Below are 21411 nucleotides of genomic sequence, written 5' to 3'. Positions count from 1 at the left end.
TGTTTTACCGTGGTCAACGTGGCCGATAGTACCAACGTTAACGTGCGGTTTCGTACGTTCAAATTTTTCTTTAGACACGATCGTGTTCCTTCCTAGTTATGATTCGTCGTGATCATTATTGATCGACGACGCGCCAGAAATTGTTATTTTATGCGCCAACGCCCGTTAGCGCAATATTTGGACGCCCTGATCTCGCAAAAAGTCGTAAACTTTTTGCAGTTCAATCGTCAATTAGTAACCACGCTCTGCAATAATTTTATCTGCGAAGTTTTTCGGCACTTCAGCGTACTCGTGAAACTCCATAGAGTAAGACGCACGGCCTTGAGTTGCAGAACGTAGATCAGTTGCGTAACCGAACATTTCGGATAGTGGTACTTGAGCACGGATGATCTTAAGACCAGCCACACCTTCGTCCATGCCTTCAATGATACCGCGACGACGGTTTAGGTCACCAACAACGTCACCCATCCAGTCTTCCGGAGTGGTTACTTCGACATTCATCATAGGTTCTAGAATCACAGGTTGTGCTTCTAGTGCACCTTTCTTGAATGCCATCGAGCCAGCGATCTTAAACGCCATCTCGCTTGAGTCTACATCGTGGTAAGAACCATCAAATAGTGTAGCTTTAATATCTAGTACAGGGTAACCCGCTAGAACACCACTATTCATTTGCTCTTCGATACCTTTCGATACCGAACTGATGTATTCCTTAGGAATCACACCGCCCACGATTTCGTCTACGAATACGAAACCTTCACCAGGCTCAGAAGGCTCAAGTTTGACCCAAACATGACCGTATTGACCACGACCACCTGATTGACGAACAAACTTACCTTCAACTTCCGCTTTACCACGAATGGTTTCACGGTAAGCAACCTGAGGTTTACCAACGTTACAATCAACGCTGAATTCACGCTTCATACGATCAACGATAATGTCTAGGTGAAGTTCACCCATACCTGAGATCAGAGTCTGACCTGATTCGTCGTCCGTTTCCACGCGGAATGATGGGTCTTCCGCTGCTAGTTTACCTAGCGCGATAGCCATTTTCTCTTGGTCTGCCTTAGAACGAGGCTCTACAGCAATCTGAATAACTGGTTCAGGGAACTCCATGCGCTCTAGAATCACTTTGTGGTTCTGATCACACAGCGTGTCACCTGTGGTTACGTCTTTCAGACCGATAGCAGCTGCAATATCACCAGCGCGAACTTCTTTCACTTCTTCACGCTTATTCGCATGCATCTGAACGATACGACCGAAACGCTCTTTCTTCTCTTTTACTGAGTTGTAAACAGCGTCACCCGAGTTTACAACACCGGAGTAAACACGCATGAAAGTTAACGTGCCCACGAATGGGTCAGTCGCAATCTTAAACGCTAGCGCAGAGAAAGGTTCGTTGTCGTCAGCATGACGCTCAACTTCAATTTCTCTTTCGTCGACACCTTTAATTGCAGGTACGTCAACTGGCGATGGCAAGAACTCAACTACTGCATCCAGTACCGCTTGAACACCTTTGTTCTTAAACGCACTACCACAAGTAGCCAGTACGATTTCGTTATTTAGTGTGCGAGTACGTAAAGCTTGTTTGAGCTCAGCTTCAGTCAATTCACCTTCTTCAAGGTACTTGTCCATCAGCTCTTCGCTAGCTTCAGCAGCGGATTCAACCATGTGGTTGCGCCACTCTTCAGCAAGTTCAATCATGTCAGCTGGGATGTCTTCGTAAGTAAACGAAGTGCCTTGATCGGCATCATTCCAGTTGATCATTTTCATCTTGATAAGGTCGATGACACCTCTGAACTCATCTTCCGCACCAACGTTCAGCTGGATTGGAACAGGAGTCGCACCAAGACGATTCTTAATTTGGTTCACAACGCGTAGGAAGTCTGCGCCCGCACGGTCCATCTTGTTTACAAATACCAAACGTGGAACGTGGTATTTGTCTGCTTGACGCCATACAGTTTCAGACTGAGGTTCAACACCAGATGAGCCACAGAACACAACCACAGCACCATCAAGTACACGAAGAGAACGCTCTACTTCGATAGTAAAGTCAACGTGTCCAGGGGTATCAATGATGTTTACGCGATGCTCAGGGAACTGTGCTTCCATACCACGCCAGAATGTAGTAGTCGCAGCGGATGTGATAGTGATACCACGCTCCTGCTCCTGCTCCATCCAGTCCATGGTTGCTGCACCATCGTGAACTTCGCCGATTTTGTGAGAAAGGCCAGTGTAGAACAGAATACGCTCAGTTGTGGTTGTTTTTCCTGCATCTACGTGAGCACAGATACCGATATTACGGTAGAGCTCAATAGGAGTTTTACGAGCCACGATTGTATCCTCTTACTAAGGTGTACCTTAGAGTATAGAAAAGTGCTGCGAGAGAACCTCGCAGCACAGAAGGTATTACCAACGGTAATGAGCGAACGCTTTGTTTGCGTCAGCCATGCGGTGAACGTCTTCACGTTTCTTAACCGCAGTACCTTTGTTCTCAGACGCGTCTAGCATTTCAGCAGCTAGGCGTTGAGCCATAGATTTTTCACCACGCTTGCGCGCAGCTTCAACCAACCAACGCATAGCAAGTGCGTTACGGCGAACCGGACGTACTTCTACAGGTACTTGGTAAGTTGAACCACCAACACGGCGAGATTTAACCTCTACCGCTGGGCGAACGTTTTCAAGAGCTTCTTCAAAAATAGCTAAGTGGTCTTTACCAGACTTTTCAGCCATAGCATCTAGTGCAGTGTAAACGATTTTCTCTGCAGTAGATTTTTTACCGTCAACCATTAGGATGTTAACGAATTTTGCCAGCAATTCAGATTTGAATTTTGGATCTGGAAGGATCTTACGCTGACCAATGACGCGACGACGTGGCATGGATTTATCTCCGTTGTCTTCTTCAGGTTTTATCCAAAACTTTTCAGTTTTTTCAAAAAATTAAAAATAATTTAGTGTTTGGCCTTACTTAACGGAATCCATTAAGACTTAGGACGCTTCACACCGTACTTAGAACGACCTTGTTTACGGTCATTTACGCCAGCACAGTCTAGTGCGCCGCGAACAGTGTGGTAACGCACACCTGGAAGGTCTTTAACACGACCACCACGGATTAGAACAACTGAGTGCTCTTGAAGGTTGTGACCTTCACCGCCGATGTACGATGTAACTTCGAAGCCGTTTGTCAGACGTACACGACAAACTTTACGAAGTGCTGAGTTAGGTTTTTTAGGTGTAGTAGTGTAAACACGAGTACATACACCACGTTTTTGTGGGCACGCTTCTAGTGCAGGCACGTTGCTTTTAACAACTTGCTTTGCACGTGGCTTACGTACCAACTGGTTAATAGTTGCCATTAACTAGCTCCTGATTTACTTGAAAGTAAGCTTTGTGAAAAATCTATCCCCAACTGCCAATGCAGTTAGGGACGCAAAATTCTATGCAGCAGTGAGAGGTGTGTCAAGAAATATACGGATCTTTTTTGTTCAATTAGAACAATTCATCCGTAAAGCTTTGTCGACAGCAAATCTTGTTCAATCCCAAGTTAGGGATTTATCCTGTTTTGCTGTTAGTTCAACGAAGCCTGAGTAATTCACAATCGTCAGCGATGGACTGATACGATTTGCAATACCGCGAGCTTGCGCATCGCTCTCTAACACAAATACGCTGCGGTTTTTTAGATGGGAAAATGCTTTATGTTGCGAGTTAGCAGCGTACACTGCATCTTCTATAAGTAAGATGTCATCCTGTTCACTGCATAAGGGCATGGCGTCTTCTAGAGCAGAGACTGTTTTTATGATGTGTAACATACCTTCCTCAAAAAGACAGTAGCTTGCCAGCGTGTTGTAACTTATCTTTGAGCTGTTCTGAGCTTAACGCTTGGGCTTCAATGACTAAATCCGCTTGCGCCAAACCTCGCTGGGTTAACGACTCTGAACACACAAAGACTTGTTCGATGTCGTATAAATCGAAAAGCTTTAACATCGGCGCGTAATCTTTACTCAAAATATTGTTGGGGTCTTGTCCGAGTAGAAGCTGGTATACCCCGTCACCCATGAAAATGACGCTGATATCTTCACAGTAAGCCGACGCAGCTAACAGTGCATCCACACCTTCACGACCAGCTGCACAGCCATGTGGCGCACTACGAAATAGATAAGTTAACTGACTCAAAACTGTACCACTCTGTCTTGGGTTAACATCGCTTCAGCTAGGCTACCTAAGCCTGCTTGTTCAAAACCATCGGCTAGATTGTTCTGAACCAAACCATGTTGATTCGCTTCTTCTTCACTTACAATCCCGCGACGCAAAGCGGCCGCGACACAAGTTTCTAGGCGAACACCATGCTCTTTAGCCAAAGACTGCCACGCCTTATTTAGATCAAATTCATCGTTGGCTGGCACACTCAAAGCAGTACCATTAGTCACACCATCTTGATAAAAGAAGACGCTCACTAGCTGATGGCCTTGCTCTATCACCGCTTTGGCGAACTGATAAGCACTGCGCGCTGACTGGCTGCCATAAACGGGACCATTCACCACTAACGTGTAAGTCAGTTTACTCACCTTTCATCATCCTCGGTTTTACGTTGACGAATGTACAAGTAAACGGTGTGTTTTGAAATATTAAGGCGATCCGCGACACGGTTGATGGCATCTTTAATATCGAAGATACCTTTGTCGTACAACTCCATCACGATCTGGCGATTTTTGGTGTTGTTAGACACAGATTTATCCGCATTGATCTCTTCGATGGTGCGTTCAACAGTTTGGTCCACCAGCTCTTCTACGTCACTAGCAAAGTTGACCGAGGAAGCCGCTTCTTTCGCTTCTTGCGTCGGCATGAAAGACTGAAGAACTTGCGAGAAAGGCGCATCCAAGTTGACGTTGATACACAACAGACCAATCACGCGATTTTCGCCATTACGAATGGCGACAGTAATCGACTTCATCAACACGCCACCTTTTGCACGGGTAAAGTACGAACGTGAGAAGTTGCGCTCCGAGCCTTCGATGTCTTTTAGCATCTTAAGCGCTAAATCAGTGATTGGTGAGCCGACTTGGCGCCCCGTGTTTTCACCGTTAGCGATTTTAATTGCAGAGGTATTTAAGTCTTCTAGAGAGTGAAGAACGATTTCACAAAATGGACCTATCAGGCTGGCGATACCATCCACGACCGCCTCATAAGATCTTAAAATGATTTTGTCGTGCTCGGTAAACGGCATCACGTTAACGGATTCCATTTCGAGCAACATCTCCGCGTTTATTGTTTCTGTAGTTGTCATAAGCCTTCGAGCGAAAAATCAACAAATTGGTGTAAGTTTATCAGAAAATTTGAAAAGCAACCTAGCAAACTCACCAACTAGTGACCTAGAACAAAAAAGGCCCGTTAAACGGACCTTTTTCAATAACTTATCGCAGCTTATTGTTATTGCTCTGCGTTGTCGTTCTCAACTTTTAGCAGCTCAACTTCAAATACTAGCGTTGAGTTAGCAGGAATGCTTGGTGTGTCTTGGTCACCGTATGCTAGCTCTGGCGGGATAACGAATTTGAATTTAGAACCCACAGGCATTAGCTGAACACCCTCTGTCCAACCTGGGATTACACGGTTAAGTGGGAACGTTGCAGGTTCACCACGATCGTATGAGTTGTCGAACTGAGTACCGTCGATCAGAGTACCTTTGTAGTGTACTTGAACCGTATCAGTGTCTTTTGGCTTCTCACCTTCAGCTGGTGTCATTACTTGGTATAGAAGACCTGTATCTGTCTTCACTACGCCTTCTTGCTTCTCAAACTCAGCACGGAAGTCATCGCCAGCTTTTTTCGCTTCAGCTGCTTTCTCAGCCGCTTGTGCTTGCATCTTTTCTGCAACACGCTTGTCTAGAGATTCTAGTGCTGCACGTGTTTCTTCTTCATTCAATTCAGCATTGCCTTTGAAGACGTCTTCGATACCTTTTAGTACCAAATCTTTGTTAAGATTAATGCCGATTTCGCTTGGCTTGTCGATGCTTGTGCTTAGGTAGTTAGCAAATGAAACACCGATTGCGTATGCCGCTTTGTCGTCGTCGGTTTTAAAGTGAACCGCTTTGCCGGTTTCTGCTTGAACTTGTTCTGCTTGAGGTGCGGTTTCTGTTTTAGTTTCTTCTTTCTGACAACCTACCGCTAGCATAACTGTTGCAGCAAGTAGCGACACTTTTAAAACTGATTTCATTAAATTCTCCCAATAATGGCTCTGCCATTGGTTGTTGTGCACAAATCTTCTATGAGACTAGTGAAGACAATCGTTATACCAATATACTAGCTATATGTCTTAAGACACAAACCGGATTATTAGATGTGATGCAAAGAATTTTTCATTTATTCCTATATTTAATTGTCATCACCACGTTAAATGGTTGCTTTTTCGCCGAGCGTGAAGTGCAGCGTTGGCCGATAGAACCTCAAGGTGCGACGAGCTTCGCACTTAGCAGAGATGGACGGTTTGCTCTGCTCTATTCTCAACAACGTCATTTGATGTTGTGGGACCTAGAGCAAAATGAACAACTAGCCAATCTGGGTGAACTCGATGCCGATGCCAATGTGGTTTCCCATATCCGCATATCTGACAATGGTCGCTACGCAATTACAGCAAGCCAAATGAACTTCGCAGTTTGGGACCTAGGCTGGACGCAATCCGAAGGCCTTTGGTCTATCTCTGATGCGCTCATTCGCGACGTTGATATCACCAGTAATGGTGAACAAGTTCTGCTTGGGTTATCCAACGGTAAAGCAATTTATGTCAACTTAGTCACCGGGCGTCGCATGGAGTTCCTTGCGCATCGTGAAAAAGTCAATTCCGTGGCCATTTCTCCTAATGGGCGCTTCGCCCTAACCGGAGGTAATGACTATAAAGCGTATCTGTGGGATACCGAAACCGGACAAGTACTACGAACCTTCGAACATGAACAACGAATTGTTCGCGTGGCCCTGCAAAGAGATGGAAAATTAGCAATGACATCTGATGGCGGAAACCAAGCGATTGTTTGGAATTTAAAAACTGGACAAGAAGTCACACAGTTGAGCAGTTGGTCACGCCAATTAATTTTCTCTACCGCACGATTTTCTGACGACGGGACTCAACTAGTCACAGGAAGCCCTTCTGGCCGTGTGTCGATATGGGATACTCAAACCGGAAAACGAATGAGTGGATTTGAAGTGGAGCCCAAAAAAGACACTCGCCCTCCCCGTGCGGTCGTGTATGATGCAGCCTTTGATTCAAAACAACGCGTAATTACTGCTACTTCAGCAGGTATTGCCCAAGCTTGGCAGTTAGAGAACGGATCATGACAGAAAAAATCATTCAGCAATTGGAAGCACGCATTAATGACTTAGAATGTCAGCTTGCGTTCCAAGAACAGACTATTGAAGATCTGAACGGCGCTTTATCGCAGCAACAACTGCAAATTACCAAGATGCTCGATCAGATGAAATATGTGGTAGGTAAAGTAAAAAATATGGACTCGTCGAATTTAGCCGATCCGTCAGAAGAAACCCCACCACCGCATTATTAAAATGCAGGCTCAAATAGCATAAAGCCCAGAACATGTTCTGGGCTTTGTTGTATTAATTACTTAAGAAGGTACTCAAGAAGAAGCTATTCGTCGGCGTAGATTTTAACGCTCAGCTCGCCTTGCGTATTAATGCCTGCTCGGTACATGCCAGAACTGTTCATCGCAAAGTGCATCTCACCTTTAGCATCAATGGCAATCAAACCGCCCTCTCCGCCCATCTGTTTGAGAGCACCTTGGATAATGTGTTCACAAGCCGTATGAATATCTTCTTGTAAGTAACGCATACGTGCTGCAACGTCTTCCGCAACACGTTTACGAATAAAGAACTCACCGACACCCGTAGTGGAAACTGCCACAACGCCATTTTCGGCCACCGTACCACAACCAATCAGAGCCGAATCTCCGACTCGGTTGTATTTCTTATTCGTCACGCCACCCGTACTGGTGGCAGCGGCTAAGTTGCCTTGTTGATCTAACGCTACCGCACCAACCGTACCGTGCTTACGGTCATCTGGGTAACGAGATTCCGACAAAGCAAACAGTCCTTTCTCACGCATAGACAGCAACTGCTCATAACGGCGATCAGTAAAGAAGTAATCTTGCTCGGTATACTCATGGCCTTGCTCAAAAGCAAACTTCTCTGCGCCCTCACCCACCAACAACACATGATTGCTGTTTCGCATCACGTCACGAGCGAGCTCAATTGGGTTTCTGATATGACGAACACCTGCGACCGCACCTGCTGCAAGGTTTCGCCCATCCATCACAGAAGCGTCCATTTCAACCATTTCGTTGTTGGTCAGCACTGAGCCTTTACCCGCATTAAAGTTAGGAGAGTCTTCCAATACTTTCACTGCCGCTACGACGGCATCTAAGGCTTCACCGCCCGTTTCTAGAATTTGATGTCCCGCTTTTACCGCAGCTTCTAAATCCGCCAAGATGGATTGTTGCAGCTCATCGCTCATCTGTTCACGCAAGATGGTGCCCGCACCACCATGAATGGCAATCGAGAAAGGTTTCGTCATCACTTTGTCCAACTGTTATTCCTTGTATGGTTGGCACTACACCTTAGATAAACAAAAAGCGCAAGTTGAAAACTCAACTTGCGCTTTTCAAAGCTTTGCTAGATAAGATTATCTAGTGAAGGAGCTTATGATTAGTGAGAACCACAGCTACCGCCGCCACAGCAGCCGCCTTCTTCTTCGTGATCGTGGTCATGATCGTGACCACCACAACAGCCACCACCTTGGTGGATGTGACCGTGTTCGATCTCTTCTGCTGTTGCTTCACGTGTAGACATAACCTCTACTTCGAAAGTTAGTGTTTGACCAGCTAACATATGGTTACCGTCAACAACCACTTCGTTGCCGTCAATTTCTGTTACTTCAACAGGGATTGGACCTTGGTCAGTGTCAGCTAGGAAGCGCATGCCCACTTCGATTTGCTCAACGCCTTGGAATACGTCCGCAGGAACGCGCTGTACTAGCGCATCGTTGTGCTCACCGTAAGCTTCTTCAGGAGCTACCGTTACTGAGAACTTGTCGCCAGCCACTTTACCTTCAAGTTCTTTTTCAAGACCTGTGATTAGGTTGTTGTGACCGTGAAGGTAATCTAGGGGTGCTTCTGCTGTTGATTGATCAACAACGACACCGTCTTCCATCATTACTTTGTATGCAAGGCTTGCAACAACGTTCTTTTCAATTTTCATACTAACTCCAGGGAGATTAATTGACTTAACCTGAATGGGGTTAAGTACTGAGATATCTGGGTGTATTATGGGGATCAATTATCGAAGTTCAATTATTCCGGCTTAAAAATTCCGATCATTTCCTGATCTGAGTGTTTATTTTTCTCTACAGATTGTGGTTTGCGCTGCTCTGTAAACTCACACTCGACACACTCAACTAACTCGATGTTATTTTCAATCCACCAGCGCAGGGTATCTTGCTGGCTGCAATTTGGGCAGCTAGCGCCTGCAATAAAACGTTTCTTGATTTTCACGCTATTTCCTTAGCTTGAGTCTTGGCTCAAGTACTACTTCCAATGATTAGGTGACTGATGGTCGCTCTCCATTTCACGACCAAATATTTCTTCTAGCTCTTTGCGTGCCTCTTTCGCCCTTTGAGCTAATTTCTTATCTTCATTGTGTTGAGGCAATAAGTCCTTAAGCATAGCATTATCCAACTTGCGAAAATGTGCTTCTGCCCGCTTTGCTTGATAAGGATGCATACCCAGTTCTACGAGCGCTTGGCGACCGAGATCTAGCGCCCCTAAAAATGTTTCACGAGAGTAATTCTCTACACCATGACTCATTAACTGGTAAGCCTCGACACGGCTTCTTGCTCGGGCTAACAACTTAAGTTTCGGGAAGTGCACGCGACAAATGTCCACGATGGCCATCACCTCATCAGGTGAATCAGTACAAATAATCAATGCTTCCGCTTTATCAGCGCCAGCAGCCCTCAATAGGTCAATTTGTGTAGCATCGCCATAAAACACTTTGTAACCATACTTACGTAATAGGTGGATTTGGCTGGCATCACTTTCTAATACTGTCACTTTGATTTTATTGGCATACATTAAACGTCCGACGATCTGACCGAAACGTCCAAAGCCTGCAATGATAACGCGTGGTCGGCGATCCACGACTTTCGTGGTCATGCCCTCTTCTTCTTGATTCAGGGTATGAGCAAACCACTTCTTTTGTCCCATCAGCAAAAGAGGAGTCGTCACCATGGATAGACTGACCACCACCAACAGAAACGCCACTTGCTCTTTGGACAAAATGCCCTCTTGGCTCGCCGCGGTAAATATGACAAAGGCAAACTCACCGCCTTGGCTCAAAATTGCAGCCATACGGCTTCTCGCTTTGGCTCCGACACGGGCAGCTCTCGCCAATGCATACAAAACCAAACCCTTAACCACGACCAAAGCCACCACCGCACCGAGAATCTCTAGAGGATGTAATGCCAATAACCCCAAGTTTACCGCCATGCCCACCGCAATAAAGAATAACCCCAACAACAGACCTTTAAATGGCTCGATAGCGATTTCCAACTCATGGCGATACTCACTCTCTGCCAGCAAAACGCCTGCTAAAAAAGTCCCCAATGCCATCGAAAGGCCGAGCTTTTGCATCACGACCGAAATGCCAAGCACGACTAAAAGTGCAGCAACGGTAAAGAGTTCACGAACGCCGCTCATCACGACAAAACGAAATAGCGGACGTAGTAAAAAGTGACCACCAATCAACAGTGCTACCACACTGCCTAAAATAGTGAAGACATCCAACCAACTTCCACCACTATGCCCGCCTGCTAGCAAGGGCAACATCGCCAGCATCGGGATCACTGCAATATCTTGAAAGAGCAGCACCGCAAAACCAGATTGCCCCGTTTCGGTACCATTAAGCCCTTGCTCTTCAATGACTTTAAGCGCAATCGCCGTCGAGGACAGCGCCAACCCCATCCCGATCACTAAACTCACTTGCATGCTTACGCCAAACATACTGACGACACTACCAATCACGGCGGTCGTGACCACAACCTGCGCACCGCCTAAACCTAAAATCGGCCCTCGCATCTGCCACAATTTTTTAGGGTTTAATTCCAGCCCTATCAAAAACAGTAACAACACAACCCCAAGCTCGGCAAAATGCAAAATGGCATCAACGTCGCTAATTAAGCCAAGCCCCCATGGGCCAATCAACACACCAGCGAGTAAATAACCTAAAACCGAGCCAAGCCCAAGGCGCTGAGCAATCGGCACCGCAATAACCGCAGCCGAAAGAAAGACCACACTGCTTTGAAGAAACTCACTGGTGATCGCCATACTGACCTCCTCGATCTGCCGCTTGCCAGTTTTCAAGTGGGTTACTCAGCCATCCACGGTATAACTCAGCATGTTCGTAGCGTTCAATATCCGAAACATTTCTTGACCAATACAACACCAGAGGTTCAATCCAGTGCATTTGGCATAGGGCTGCCGTCAGTTCAAACGGTTGCAAGATTTGCTCAAGTGGGTATTTGTTGTACCCCTTCGCGCTGAAGGCTTCTTCTTTACCACCTGTTGTAATGACACTGCGCCAGTATTTTCCTTCTAGCGCCGCACCTCCGCCAAACGCAAAGCCTTTACCTAACACTCGGTCTAGCCACTCTTTTAATAGGGCTGGACATGAATACATATAAAGTGGGTGGTGAAATACAATCACATCGTGAGCGAGCAACAACTCATGTTCGTAATTCACATCAATAAAGAAATCGGGGTAAACACCGTAAAGATCGTGCACAGTGACGTGATCAAGCGACTGAGCTTTTTTTATCATCACTTGATTGGCAATCGAGTTATGTGGCTCTGGATGAGCATAAATGACCAGAACTTTTGGGAGAATAGACGGTGCAACAGCCAAATGGTCGTCCTTGTGGTTATTTTTATCCGTTATCAAATTGTTATACTTTTTTGTACAGCATAATGCAATTAAAGCGAATCAATCGACTTTTCCGGCCAATACCCCTACTATTCACCGCTAGATATATACCCAAGTGGCTTTAAAAACGATTGAAACCACTTCGCTATGTAACCAAGCAACGCGCACTGCGCAAAGTGAATGAAAACTTTATGATTACCTTCTCTGATATTCAGTTACTGCGTGGCGGTAAACCTCTTTTAGACCAAGCTTCTGCGACTATTCACCCTGGCGATAAAGTCGGTCTTGTGGGCAAAAACGGCTGCGGTAAATCAACGCTGTTTGCCCTACTGAAAGATGAACTGTCAATTGATGCTGGCTCATTTAGCCAACCTCAACACTGGGAGTTGGCCTGGGTCGCACAGGAAACGCCTGCGCTAGAGCGCACTGCACTGGAATACGTCATTGATGGTGATCGCGAGTACCGCGCTCTCGAAAAGCAGTTAGCTGAAGCAGAAACACAAGACAACGGAACCCTAGTTGCCGAGATACACGGTAAAATTGAAACCATTGGTGGTTACAGCATTCGCGCTCGCGCGGCAGAACTGCTCGATGGTTTAGGGTTCAGCCAAGAGCAAATGAGTTGGAGTTTGACCCAATTCTCGGGTGGTTGGCGTATGCGTCTTAACTTGGCTCAAGCGCTATTGTGTCGTTCTGATCTACTGCTACTCGACGAACCAACCAACCACTTGGATTTGGACGCGGTAATGTGGTTAGAGCGTTGGCTACAAAACTACCCTGGCACGCTGATTCTGATCTCGCACGACCGTGACTTCTTGGATCCGATCGTTGGTCGCATCATTCACATCGAGAATCAGCAGCTGAACGAATACACGGGTAACTACTCGTCATTCGAAAACCAACGCGCACAAAAGATGGTGTTACAACAAGCGATGTTTGAAAAGCAACAGAAGCAGATGTCTCACATGCAAAGCTACATCGACCGCTTCCGTTACAAAGCCTCTAAAGCACGCCAGGCTCAAAGCCGTATTAAAGCTTTGGAGCGCATGGAGAAAGTGTTACCAGCTCAATTCGATAACCCATTTAGCTTCCAATTCCGTGAGCCAGCTGCGCTGCCAAACCCAATCATGATGATGGATGAAGTATCTGCAGGTTACGGTGACAACCTCATCTTAGAGAAGATCCGCTTGAACTTGGTTCCTGGCAGTCGTATTGGTCTACTCGGCCGTAATGGTGCGGGTAAATCGACATTAATCAAGCTGCTCTCTGGTGAACTTAACGCGCAAGGTGGTGACCTAACTTACTCACAAGGCGTGAAAATTGGTTACTTCGCTCAGCACCAGTTAGAAACGCTTCACCCTGAAGAAACGCCGCTGCAACACATGATGCAAATCGCACCCGATCAAACCGAACAGCAGCTACGTGATTACCTAGGTAGCTTTGGCTTCCAAGGTGACAAAGCACTAGAAAAAGTTGCGCCGTTTTCTGGTGGCGAAAAAGCCCGTTTGGTATTGGCTTTAATTGTGTGGCAAAAGCCAAACCTGTTGCTACTTGATGAACCGACCAACCACTTAGACTTGGACATGCGCCAAGCACTTACGATGGCACTGCAAACATTCGAAGGTGCGATGGTGATTGTTTCGCACGACCGCTATTTACTGCGCGCTACGACCGATGACTTGTATTTAGTGCATGATAGACAAGTTGCTCCGTTCGACGGTGACTTAAATGACTATTACAAGTGGTTAACCGAACAACAAAGAGCGGAACGCAAAGAAGCACAAGCCGCACAGCCAGCCAAAGATAGCGCCAACAGCGCGGCAGCGAAAAAAGAGCAAAAACGTCGCGATGCAGAGTTTCGAAAACAGACAGCGCCAATTCGCAAAACGCTGACACAACTAGAAAATAAAATGGATAAGTTAGGTGCTGCACTGGCCGAAGCTGAAGAACAATTGGCGGACAACTCACTGTATGCGGCCGAAAATAAAGCTAAACTTAACCAAGTGCTGGCACTTCAAGCTTCTAGTAAGGCTGAGCTCGAAGAAATTGAAATGGAATGGATGTCTGCTCAAGAAACGTTGGAGCAGATGGAGCTAGAGTTTAATCAATGAGTAATCAACACGCTGAATACACACTCACCCTAGAACACCTTTGGCAGTTTAGTCTGCAGTTTTATGGTGTGCGAGAAGTGAAAGAGGCGTGCTTATCATTGCAAAACAACTACCACGGTAACGTGAACCTACTCCTGCTGCTCAGATGGCTCGATGAGCAGCAACTCATTTTCCAAGAAAAAGACTGGCCCTTGGTGCAAGACTGTCTAGGTAGAAGCGAAACTTTACTTCACTCCTTTCGCGACCTTCGTCGCCACCTTAAGTCTCAAGTCAATGACGCTTTGTATCGTGAGACCTTGCAGTTTGAGCTGCAACTAGAAAAGCAGCAACAAGCGGATTTGGTGGACTGCATTAACTCACTTGCACTACTCAAAAATGATGGTGACCCACTGACGTTGAGATACTGTCGTCAACTCGGTGGGGAGCATTTGCAGCAAGCCTTTGCTATTCCGGTGCCAAACATTCAACCACCAAAACGCCCATAAATCTGTAGAATACCTATAATCTTTATAAAGGATTATATTAATAAGTTCTTCAACGGACACCGAAGGACCGCATAAGAGCAGTTAGGTATGACACAATTTTTCGCAGCCGCCGGGATCAAAAACCCGCATCTCCAAACGCTTTTGCCGCGTTTTATTCGCAAAAAAGCGTTATTTACGCCGATTTGGCAAACCCTCGATACATCCGATGGCGACTTTCTCGATCTCGCGTGGAGCGAGGACCCAACCCAAGAGCCTGCACAAAAAAAGCCGATTTTTGTTTTATTTCATGGGTTAGAGGGGTGCTTCTATAGCCCTTATGCCAATGGGCTAATGAATGCATTTGCTCAATCTGGATGGCTGTCGGTGATGATGCATTTTCGTGGCTGCAGCGGTAAACCAAACAAAAAAGCACGAGCTTATCACTCGGGAGAAGTGACGGATGCTCGTTACTTCCTAGAGCACCTTGAACAACGTTTTCCTGATAATCCCAAAGTTGCAGTTGGTATTTCTCTTGGCGGTAACATGTTGGCGAATTATTTAGCCCAATATAAAGACCACCCTATTTTGAATGCAGCGACTATTATCTCAGCGCCTTTAGACCTAGCTGCGTGTGCAAACCGTATTGAACAAGGCTTTTCAAAAGTGTATCGCCGTTACCTGCTTTCTTCACTGAAACGTAACGCGTTACAAAAGCATCATCTACTGCATGGTGAGCTTGCGCTGTCCTACAACTCAATAAAACGTGTCACACGATTGTATGAATTCGATGATTTGATTACCGCACCATTGCATGGCTTCAAAGACGCACAAGATTATTACGACCAATGCTCTGGCTTAAGTAAACTACAGCAAATCACGCTACCCACACTGATCATCCATGCCAAAGACGATCCGTTCATGACCGACGATGTGATCCCGAAGTTTGTTCTGCCAGATAACATTGATTACCGTCTCTTTGAACACGGTGGCCATGTTGGCTTCCTGACAGGAACGGCGTTAAAACCTAAGTTTTGGTTGGAGGAAGCGCTGCCCGCGTATTACGAAAGTATCGCCGCAGATTACCTTTCTGCTGTATCCAAGCAACGAACGCAGTAAACTAGCCGCTCATCATAAAAGTTAGAGGTATTTATGATCATTCCATGGCAAGACATTGCGCCGGAAACATTGGAAAACTTAATTCGTGAATTCGTCTTACGCGAAGGAACGGATTACGGAACCGTCGAGGTTTCTTTGCATGACAAAATTGATCAAGTTAAAGCTCAATTGGAAAAAGGTGAAGCGGTTATCGTGTTCTCTGAGCTACACGAAACCGTCGATATTCAGCATAAAACAAAATTTTAGACCCTTCACATTTTACCGTATCCCACTCGATGACAAGGTATTGTTACGTGCTATAGTGGGATATCGACCGTGCAGTAGTAACTCTACTGCACATTACAGGTAAGTAATTTTCGACAAGGTTTGTCATGTCAGCTAAACACCCAATTATTGCGGTTACTGGTTCGTCCGGTGCCGGCACGACCACTACATCTGAAGCCTTCCGTAAAATGTTCAATATGATGAACGTTAAACCCGCATGGGTTGAAGGCGATAGCTTCCATCGCTTTACTCGCCCAGAAATGGACATCGAAATCCGCAAAGCCCGCGAGCAAGGTCGACACATTAGCTACTTTGGCCCACAAGCTAATGACTTCCCGGGATTAGAAGAGTTTTTCCGTAAGTTCGGGCATGACGGCACTGGCAGCGTGCGCCGTTATCTGCACACGTTTGACGAAGCGGTTCCCTACAATCAAATGCCAGGCACGTTTACACCGTGGCAAGACTTACCCGAAAACAGCGACGTGCTGTTTTATGAAGGGTTACATGGTGGCGTGGTCGATGGCGATGTTAATGTTGCTCAACATGTGGATTTCTTAATTGGCATGGTGCCGATTGTGAACTTAGAGTGGATCCAAAAATTCGTACGTGACACTCGCGATCGCGGCCATTCGCGTGAAGCGGTAATGGACTCAATCGTGCGCTCCATGGACGATTACCTCAACTATATCACTCCGCAGTTTTCTCGTACTCACATCAACTTCCAGCGCGTACCGACCGTTGATACTTCCAACCCACTTAATGCAAAAGGCATCCCTAGTTTGGATGAGAGTTTTGTGGTGATTCGCCTACGCGGTATCAAGAATGTCGACTTCCCATATCTGCTGGCCATGATTGATGGCTCATTCATGTCACGCCACAACACGATTGTCGTACCCGGCGGTAAGATGAGCTTTGCAATGGAGCTCATAGTTCGGCCTATCCTACAACAGCTCATCGAAACAGGGAAAATTGGCTAAAAACCTGCCTGCGAAGATGTTTACTTTTCATACCGTGATCATGTGCACAGTTTTGCTTACAAAATCTCAATCATGGCACGATTAAAATCAAGAAATCGTTTTCGAAAAAGGATACTATTTCTTACCGAAACACAAGAGAGCTTGCAGCATATAAAAAGTGCTCTTATTCTAGTAGGCCTAATTCAGGCTTAGCTAAAATATGGATAGCGCAAGCGTACCCTGCAGAGGAAGTGAGATATTATGGTTCTAGGTAAACCTCAAACCGACCCAACATTAGAGTGGTTTCTTTCACACTGTCATATTCATAAGTACCCTTCAAAGAGCACGCTAATTCACGCGGGCGAAAAGGCAGAAACTTTGTACTACATCGTTAAAGGTTCTGTTGCGGTTCTTATCAAAGACGAAGAAGGTAAGGAGATGATCCTTTCTTACCTAAACCAAGGAGACTTTATTGGTGAACTTGGTCTATTCGAGGAAGACCAAGAGCGCACAGCTTGGGTTCGTGCTAAATCTCCTTGTGAAGTTGCTGAAATTTCTTTCAAGAAGTTCCGTCAGCTTATCCAAGTAAACCCAGACATCCTAATGCGTCTTTCTGCGCAGATGGCTCGTCGTCTTCAAGTAACTAGCCAAAAAGTGGGTGACCTGGCGTTCCTAGACGTAACTGGTCGTATCGCTCAGACGCTTCTGAACCTTGCAAAACAACCAGACGCAATGACTCACCCAGACGGCATGCAAATCAAGATCACTCGTCAAGAAATCGGTCAAATTGTTGGCTGTTCTCGTGAGACAGTAGGTCGTATTTTGAAGATGCTAGAAGAGCAGAACCTAATCTCTGCTCACGGTAAAACCATCGTGGTTTACGGTACTCGTTAATCTCAAACTAGAGTGACACGAACAAAATTATAAAAGCCACCAATGGCAACATTGGTGGCTTTTTATTTGCTCATGACCAAATGAGATAGGGTGCAGCGAACACTAATGAGTAAGCTTAACAGGTTAACCCTAAAACTTAGCCATTCGTACTTTCAAAGATTTTGTCAGCTGAAGCGGCCACGAAACCTGGGTACAAATCACCATTTTCCATCGGATAGCGCTTAGCAAATTCATAAAACCCGCCAGGGATAATTTCAGTGCCTTCGCTAAAACGAACCGCTACTTTATCTGCCATGGTCGATGACTGCTCTAGCAACACCTCAGGAGTGCCCTTCACTTCACCACCATTTTCATTAATGGTAAACCCAGCGGTACGCAGATGATCGTTTACCTGCTTCACTTCTTCATATTCATTGAGTTGGTTAACGCTCACCGTGAAGTGGTTTGCTCCGTAACCATGCGCCGCAAGCCAAGATGCGTACTCACTTTCTTTAGCCAACGTTTGGTAATCAGCAAAGCTTAAATCCCACAAGCGTCCACCATGTAAGAATGCGCTATCGTTCAGCTTGTCAGCATCGACTTGTGCCACCAAATTTTTCACAATCTCTTGTAGCTCAGGCGAGCACTCTTCAACTTTTAGCTCACTAATAAATACTTTAGGTTGCTTCGGATCTGGGTGCTCATAGTGCTTAGCAACCAGCTTTTTGCTTTCGAAAACGTAATCACCACACGCCTTGTAACCAATAGCTACAAATGGCTTAGCTAGAGTTTCAATACCAAGAGGCGCGATATTGAAGGTACGTAAAGCTATATGATCATTAATCAGAGGCTCATCTTCTTGAAGCAGCTGATGCACTTTAGCCGCCGAAGGGCAAAGACGTTGAATGTAATCTTGCCATAGCGATTCAAATAACACATCGGGCGTCATAACGACTCCTTGTTACGAGATGTAGAGTTTAAAGGTAAGCGGAAGTTGGCTGCTCGTTCACAACAAAAGTTGTCCAGAATAATGAACGAGCAACCATCAACCTGTGACGGTAAATGCCAGTCAGTCAACACGCTTTTCCGAGTCTTTGCTCACTTTTCGTGTTCTGCCAACGATCACTACAACCCATACCTAAATGATGCGCCGGCAAGGTGAGCCGCAATGCATAGTTGCGACTCTATTATTAAAACTTATAGCACTACACCTGGACTCAATGTTGCAGGCAAGACAGTTTCTTGACCTTCCATTGATGCCATTGGGTACGCACAGTAATCTGCTGCGTAGTAAGCGCTTGGGCGCAAGTTACCCGACGCCCCCGGACCACCAAATGGCGCATCACCGCTTGCCCCAGTAAGCTGGCGGTTACGGTTCACGATTCCTGCACGAATGTGGTCAACGAAGTATTCCCATTCTTGGTCGTCGGTTGAAACCAAACCAGCAGATAAGCCAAAGCGCGTATCGTTTGCTAGCGCCACGGCTTTGTCTAACCCTTCGTAGCGCACCACTTGCAGAAGTGGGCCGAAGTACTCTTCATCTGGTAACTCAGCAATGTTCGTTACATCAATGATGCCTGGAGAAACAAACGCCGCCTCTCCTGCTTTCGCTTCAATCAAGCTTTCACCGCCAAGAGACTGTAGATTAGCTTGTGCATCAAGAATAAACTTGGCTGCCGCGACCGAAATTTGCGGTCCCATAAATGGCGCAGGTTCTGCAAATGGTTGGTCTACGCGAATATTGCGTGTCGCTTCAACGAGTTTGGTGATAAGCGCATCGCCTTTTTCACCCAATGGCACATACAAACGACGAGCACACGTACAACGCTGCCCAGCACTGATAAACGCTGACTGGATGATGGTGTAAACCGTGGCATCCAAATCACCATATTTATCAGAGATCACCATCGGGTTATTACCACCCATTTCTAGTGCGAGCATCTTGCCCGGTTGACCCGCAAATTGACGGTGTAATACATGCCCCGTATTTGCGCTACCCGTAAACAGTACGCCATCGATGCCTTTTGCGTCAGCGAGGGCGATACCAGTTTCTTTCGCGCCTTGAACAAGGTTAATCACGCCTTTCGGCAGACCGGCATCTTCCCATAGCTTCATTGCCAATTCACCCGTCCATGGCGTTTGCTCAGACGGTTTGAAGACTACCGTGTTACCAGCCAGTAGCGCAGGCACAATGTGACCATTTGGTAGGTGGCCTGGGAAGTTGTAAGGACCAAACACCGCCATCACGCCCAATGGGCGGTGGCGCAATACGATTTGGTTGCCTGCTGCTTCACGGCTCGCCTCACCAGTGCGGTCATGATAAGCGCGAATCGAAATGGCAATTTTACCTGCCATGGCTGCTGCTTCAGTGCGCGTTTCCCAAATCGGCTTACCGGTTTCTTTGGCAATCACTTCGGCGATTTTTTCGCTGTTCTCTTTTACTTTCTCCGCAAAAGCCAACACGATTGCCTCACGCTCTGAAAATGAACGCTTTTTCCAGTCAATAAACGCTTCACGCGCTGCAGATACCGCTTGGTTCACCTGCTCTGCCGTTGCACCTTTGCCTTGCCAGATCACTTCTTGGTTGTACGGCGACAGAGACGTAAATGCTTCACCCTGACCTTGTACCCATTCACCTGCAATCCAATGTGTCATTGTTTCTATCCTTAAATTCTGTCGTCTGTTACTGCGGAAGAAGGCGAACGAAATCCCCTTCTTCAACCGAAAGTGCATCCGCAACATCTGGTGCGATCATTACGCTCTGTGTCTCTGCGTCATACGCCGCCTTAGTGACTGTCGCACGGAAGTTCTCGAAAGATGAATTACACATCAAGAAGTCTTGTGTGCTGGAATGTTCAGAGATTTTGACTTGCGCGCGGAATGAATGACGTACCGACTCAATATTACGCAGATCACACTCAACCGTTGGGCCACCATCGAAGATGTCGACGTAGCCTCGGTTGGTAAAACCTTCACGCTCAAGCAGCTTCAGCGCTGGACGCGTGTTGTCATGTACTTGACCAATCACGGCTTGCGCTTCTGGGCTGAGCAGGTTGATGTAAATAGGCAGTTTCGGCATCAAGTCGGCGATAAAGCCTTTCTTGCCGATACCTGTCAGGTAATCTGCAAGCGTGAAATCGATAGAGAAGAAATGCTCTTGAAGCCATTGCCAGAATGGTGAATTACCCTCGTCGTCTGAAACGCCACGCATCTCCGCAAAGATCGTTTCAGAGAAGCGCTCTGGGTGCTCTGCCATCATTAGGAAACGACACTTCGACATTAGACGACCATTCAGACCTTGGCGGAATTTCTCACGCAAGAACAAGGTACAAATTTCGCTGTTACCCGTGTAGTTATTACCAAAAGTAAGCAGTTTAACGACGTTGTTAACGCCAAGCTTTGGCGACGAGTGCACGACTTTACTAATGTGATATGAGTAAAATGGGACATCCCAGCCGATAGATGCTTCGATTCCGGTGGTACCCGCAACCTCACCCGTTTCAGAGTCAAAGCCAACCATCAGGTAGCCTTCATCGCCTGGTTCTGCCACATCTGGCTTACCAAAGCTGTACTCTGAATGTTTGATTCGATTGGTTAACAGTTCTTCGTTAACCGGTAGAGATGTAAATCCGTGACCAGACTCCACCGCACAAGT

At 46.4% G+C, this 21411-nt stretch carries 24 protein-coding genes; 8 read left to right on the top strand and 16 right to left on the bottom strand.

Features of this window, described 5'->3' with window-relative positions; translation table 11 throughout:
* Window positions 1-231 precede the first annotated feature (231 nt).
* The 8 genes from fusA to fkpA all read right to left on the bottom strand — a co-directional run bounded on the left by fusA (window position 232) and on the right by fkpA (window position 6207).
* Window positions 232-2331, bottom strand: a complete 2100-nt coding sequence (fusA, locus tag R7041_RS18490) for an elongation factor G (RefSeq protein WP_064368819.1) — start codon at window positions 2329-2331, stop codon at window positions 232-234.
* Between the two features lie 75 nt (window positions 2332-2406).
* Entirely contained in the window at window positions 2407-2877 is a 471-nt protein-coding gene (gene rpsG / locus R7041_RS18485) for a 30S ribosomal protein S7 (RefSeq protein ID WP_005382796.1), read from the bottom strand.
* Between the two features lie 101 nt (window positions 2878-2978).
* On the bottom strand, window positions 2979-3353 hold the full coding sequence (gene rpsL, locus R7041_RS18480) for a 30S ribosomal protein S12 (protein WP_004399892.1): 375 nt from the start codon (window positions 3351-3353) through the stop codon (window positions 2979-2981).
* Window positions 3354-3530: 177 nt separating this feature from the next.
* Window positions 3531-3806, bottom strand: coding sequence for a sulfurtransferase complex subunit TusB (tusB, locus tag R7041_RS18475; protein WP_005382799.1), 276 nt, complete (start codon window positions 3804-3806; stop codon window positions 3531-3533).
* A 7-nt stretch (window positions 3807-3813) separates the two neighbouring features.
* Entirely contained in the window at window positions 3814-4170 is a 357-nt protein-coding gene (tusC, locus tag R7041_RS18470; RefSeq protein ID WP_054702275.1) for a sulfurtransferase complex subunit TusC, read from the bottom strand.
* Entirely contained in the window at window positions 4167-4562 is a 396-nt protein-coding gene (gene tusD / locus R7041_RS18465) for a sulfurtransferase complex subunit TusD (protein WP_017821752.1), read from the bottom strand. Before tusD ends, tusC begins: the two co-directional genes overlap by 4 nt.
* The gene (locus tag R7041_RS18460) at window positions 4559-5281 is read right to left on the bottom strand and encodes a transcriptional regulator (RefSeq protein WP_005382804.1); all 723 of its coding nucleotides are present in this window, start codon (window positions 5279-5281) and stop codon (window positions 4559-4561) included. Before R7041_RS18460 ends, tusD begins: the two co-directional genes overlap by 4 nt.
* Before the next feature lie 143 nt (window positions 5282-5424).
* Entirely contained in the window at window positions 5425-6207 is a 783-nt protein-coding gene (gene fkpA, locus R7041_RS18455) for an FKBP-type peptidyl-prolyl cis-trans isomerase (RefSeq protein ID WP_206949740.1), read from the bottom strand.
* A gap of 128 nt (window positions 6208-6335) precedes the next feature.
* Between fkpA and R7041_RS18450 the strand changes: the two genes are divergently transcribed.
* The gene (locus tag R7041_RS18450; protein ID WP_017633742.1) at window positions 6336-7322 is read left to right on the top strand and encodes a WD40 repeat domain-containing protein; all 987 of its coding nucleotides are present in this window, start codon (window positions 6336-6338) and stop codon (window positions 7320-7322) included.
* Complete coding sequence (locus R7041_RS18445; RefSeq protein WP_005381455.1) at window positions 7319-7546, top strand: SlyX family protein; 228 nt, start codon at window positions 7319-7321, stop codon at window positions 7544-7546. The genes R7041_RS18450 and R7041_RS18445 overlap by 4 nt, the downstream gene beginning before the upstream one ends.
* A gap of 83 nt (window positions 7547-7629) precedes the next feature.
* Here R7041_RS18445 and R7041_RS18440 read toward each other — a convergent pair whose 3' ends face one another.
* The 5 genes from R7041_RS18440 to kefG all read right to left on the bottom strand — a co-directional run bounded on the left by R7041_RS18440 (window position 7630) and on the right by kefG (window position 11954).
* Window positions 7630-8571: an isoaspartyl peptidase/L-asparaginase family protein gene (locus tag R7041_RS18440; protein ID WP_031777285.1), complete on the bottom strand. Its 942-nt coding sequence runs from the start codon at window positions 8569-8571 to the stop codon at window positions 7630-7632.
* Between the two features lie 131 nt (window positions 8572-8702).
* Window positions 8703-9254, bottom strand: coding sequence for a peptidylprolyl isomerase (slyD, locus tag R7041_RS18435; protein WP_206949739.1), 552 nt, complete (start codon window positions 9252-9254; stop codon window positions 8703-8705).
* A gap of 92 nt (window positions 9255-9346) precedes the next feature.
* A complete protein-coding gene (locus R7041_RS18430) occupies window positions 9347-9547 on the bottom strand; it encodes a YheV family putative zinc ribbon protein (protein WP_005381449.1) in 201 nt (66 codons plus the stop codon).
* A gap of 33 nt (window positions 9548-9580) precedes the next feature.
* The gene (gene kefB / locus R7041_RS18425) at window positions 9581-11377 is read right to left on the bottom strand and encodes a glutathione-regulated potassium-efflux system protein KefB (RefSeq protein ID WP_017633740.1); all 1797 of its coding nucleotides are present in this window, start codon (window positions 11375-11377) and stop codon (window positions 9581-9583) included.
* Window positions 11361-11954, bottom strand: coding sequence for a glutathione-regulated potassium-efflux system ancillary protein KefG (gene kefG / locus R7041_RS18420; RefSeq protein ID WP_005381444.1), 594 nt, complete (start codon window positions 11952-11954; stop codon window positions 11361-11363). The genes kefB and kefG overlap by 17 nt, the downstream gene beginning before the upstream one ends.
* Window positions 11955-12163: 209 nt before the next feature.
* On the opposite strand from kefG, the gene R7041_RS18415 reads away from it, so the two are divergent.
* From R7041_RS18415 to crp, 6 genes are all read left to right on the top strand, one after another.
* Window positions 12164-14083 (top strand): ABC transporter ATP-binding protein, encoded by a 1920-nt coding sequence (locus R7041_RS18415; RefSeq protein WP_053307381.1) that lies wholly within the window; start codon window positions 12164-12166, stop codon window positions 14081-14083.
* On the top strand, window positions 14080-14568 hold the full coding sequence (locus tag R7041_RS18410) for a TIGR02444 family protein (RefSeq protein ID WP_033907158.1): 489 nt from the start codon (window positions 14080-14082) through the stop codon (window positions 14566-14568). The genes R7041_RS18415 and R7041_RS18410 overlap by 4 nt, the downstream gene beginning before the upstream one ends.
* Before the next feature lie 87 nt (window positions 14569-14655).
* On the top strand, window positions 14656-15663 hold the full coding sequence (locus R7041_RS18405; RefSeq protein ID WP_033907159.1) for a hydrolase: 1008 nt from the start codon (window positions 14656-14658) through the stop codon (window positions 15661-15663).
* A gap of 33 nt (window positions 15664-15696) precedes the next feature.
* The gene (locus R7041_RS18400; RefSeq protein ID WP_005381436.1) at window positions 15697-15909 is read left to right on the top strand and encodes a YheU family protein; all 213 of its coding nucleotides are present in this window, start codon (window positions 15697-15699) and stop codon (window positions 15907-15909) included.
* A gap of 125 nt (window positions 15910-16034) precedes the next feature.
* The gene (locus R7041_RS18395) at window positions 16035-16904 is read left to right on the top strand and encodes a phosphoribulokinase (RefSeq protein ID WP_005381434.1); all 870 of its coding nucleotides are present in this window, start codon (window positions 16035-16037) and stop codon (window positions 16902-16904) included.
* 240 nt (window positions 16905-17144) lie between these two features.
* Window positions 17145-17777: a cAMP-activated global transcriptional regulator CRP gene (gene crp / locus R7041_RS18390; RefSeq protein ID WP_005381432.1), complete on the top strand. Its 633-nt coding sequence runs from the start codon at window positions 17145-17147 to the stop codon at window positions 17775-17777.
* 136 nt (window positions 17778-17913) lie between these two features.
* On the opposite strand, the gene R7041_RS18385 is transcribed toward crp, so the two are convergent.
* The 3 genes from R7041_RS18385 to astA all read right to left on the bottom strand — a co-directional run.
* Window positions 17914-18705 (bottom strand): DUF1338 domain-containing protein, encoded by a 792-nt coding sequence (locus R7041_RS18385; RefSeq protein WP_042523639.1) that lies wholly within the window; start codon window positions 18703-18705, stop codon window positions 17914-17916.
* 248 nt (window positions 18706-18953) lie between these two features.
* Window positions 18954-20411 carry a succinylglutamate-semialdehyde dehydrogenase gene (gene astD / locus R7041_RS18380; RefSeq protein ID WP_206949738.1) on the bottom strand — a complete coding sequence of 486 codons (1458 nt, stop codon included), beginning with the start codon at window positions 20409-20411 and terminating at the stop codon, window positions 18954-18956.
* Between the two features lie 28 nt (window positions 20412-20439).
* The coding region (gene astA, locus R7041_RS18375; RefSeq protein ID WP_318128675.1) for an arginine N-succinyltransferase at window positions 20440-21411 on the bottom strand (972 nt) is incomplete at its 5' end.

The organism is Vibrio sp. 1751 (genome assembly GCF_033339895.1).
Taxonomy (GTDB): domain Bacteria; phylum Pseudomonadota; class Gammaproteobacteria; order Enterobacterales; family Vibrionaceae; genus Vibrio; species Vibrio alginolyticus.
This window is presented reverse-complemented; position numbering and strand designations above follow the sequence as displayed.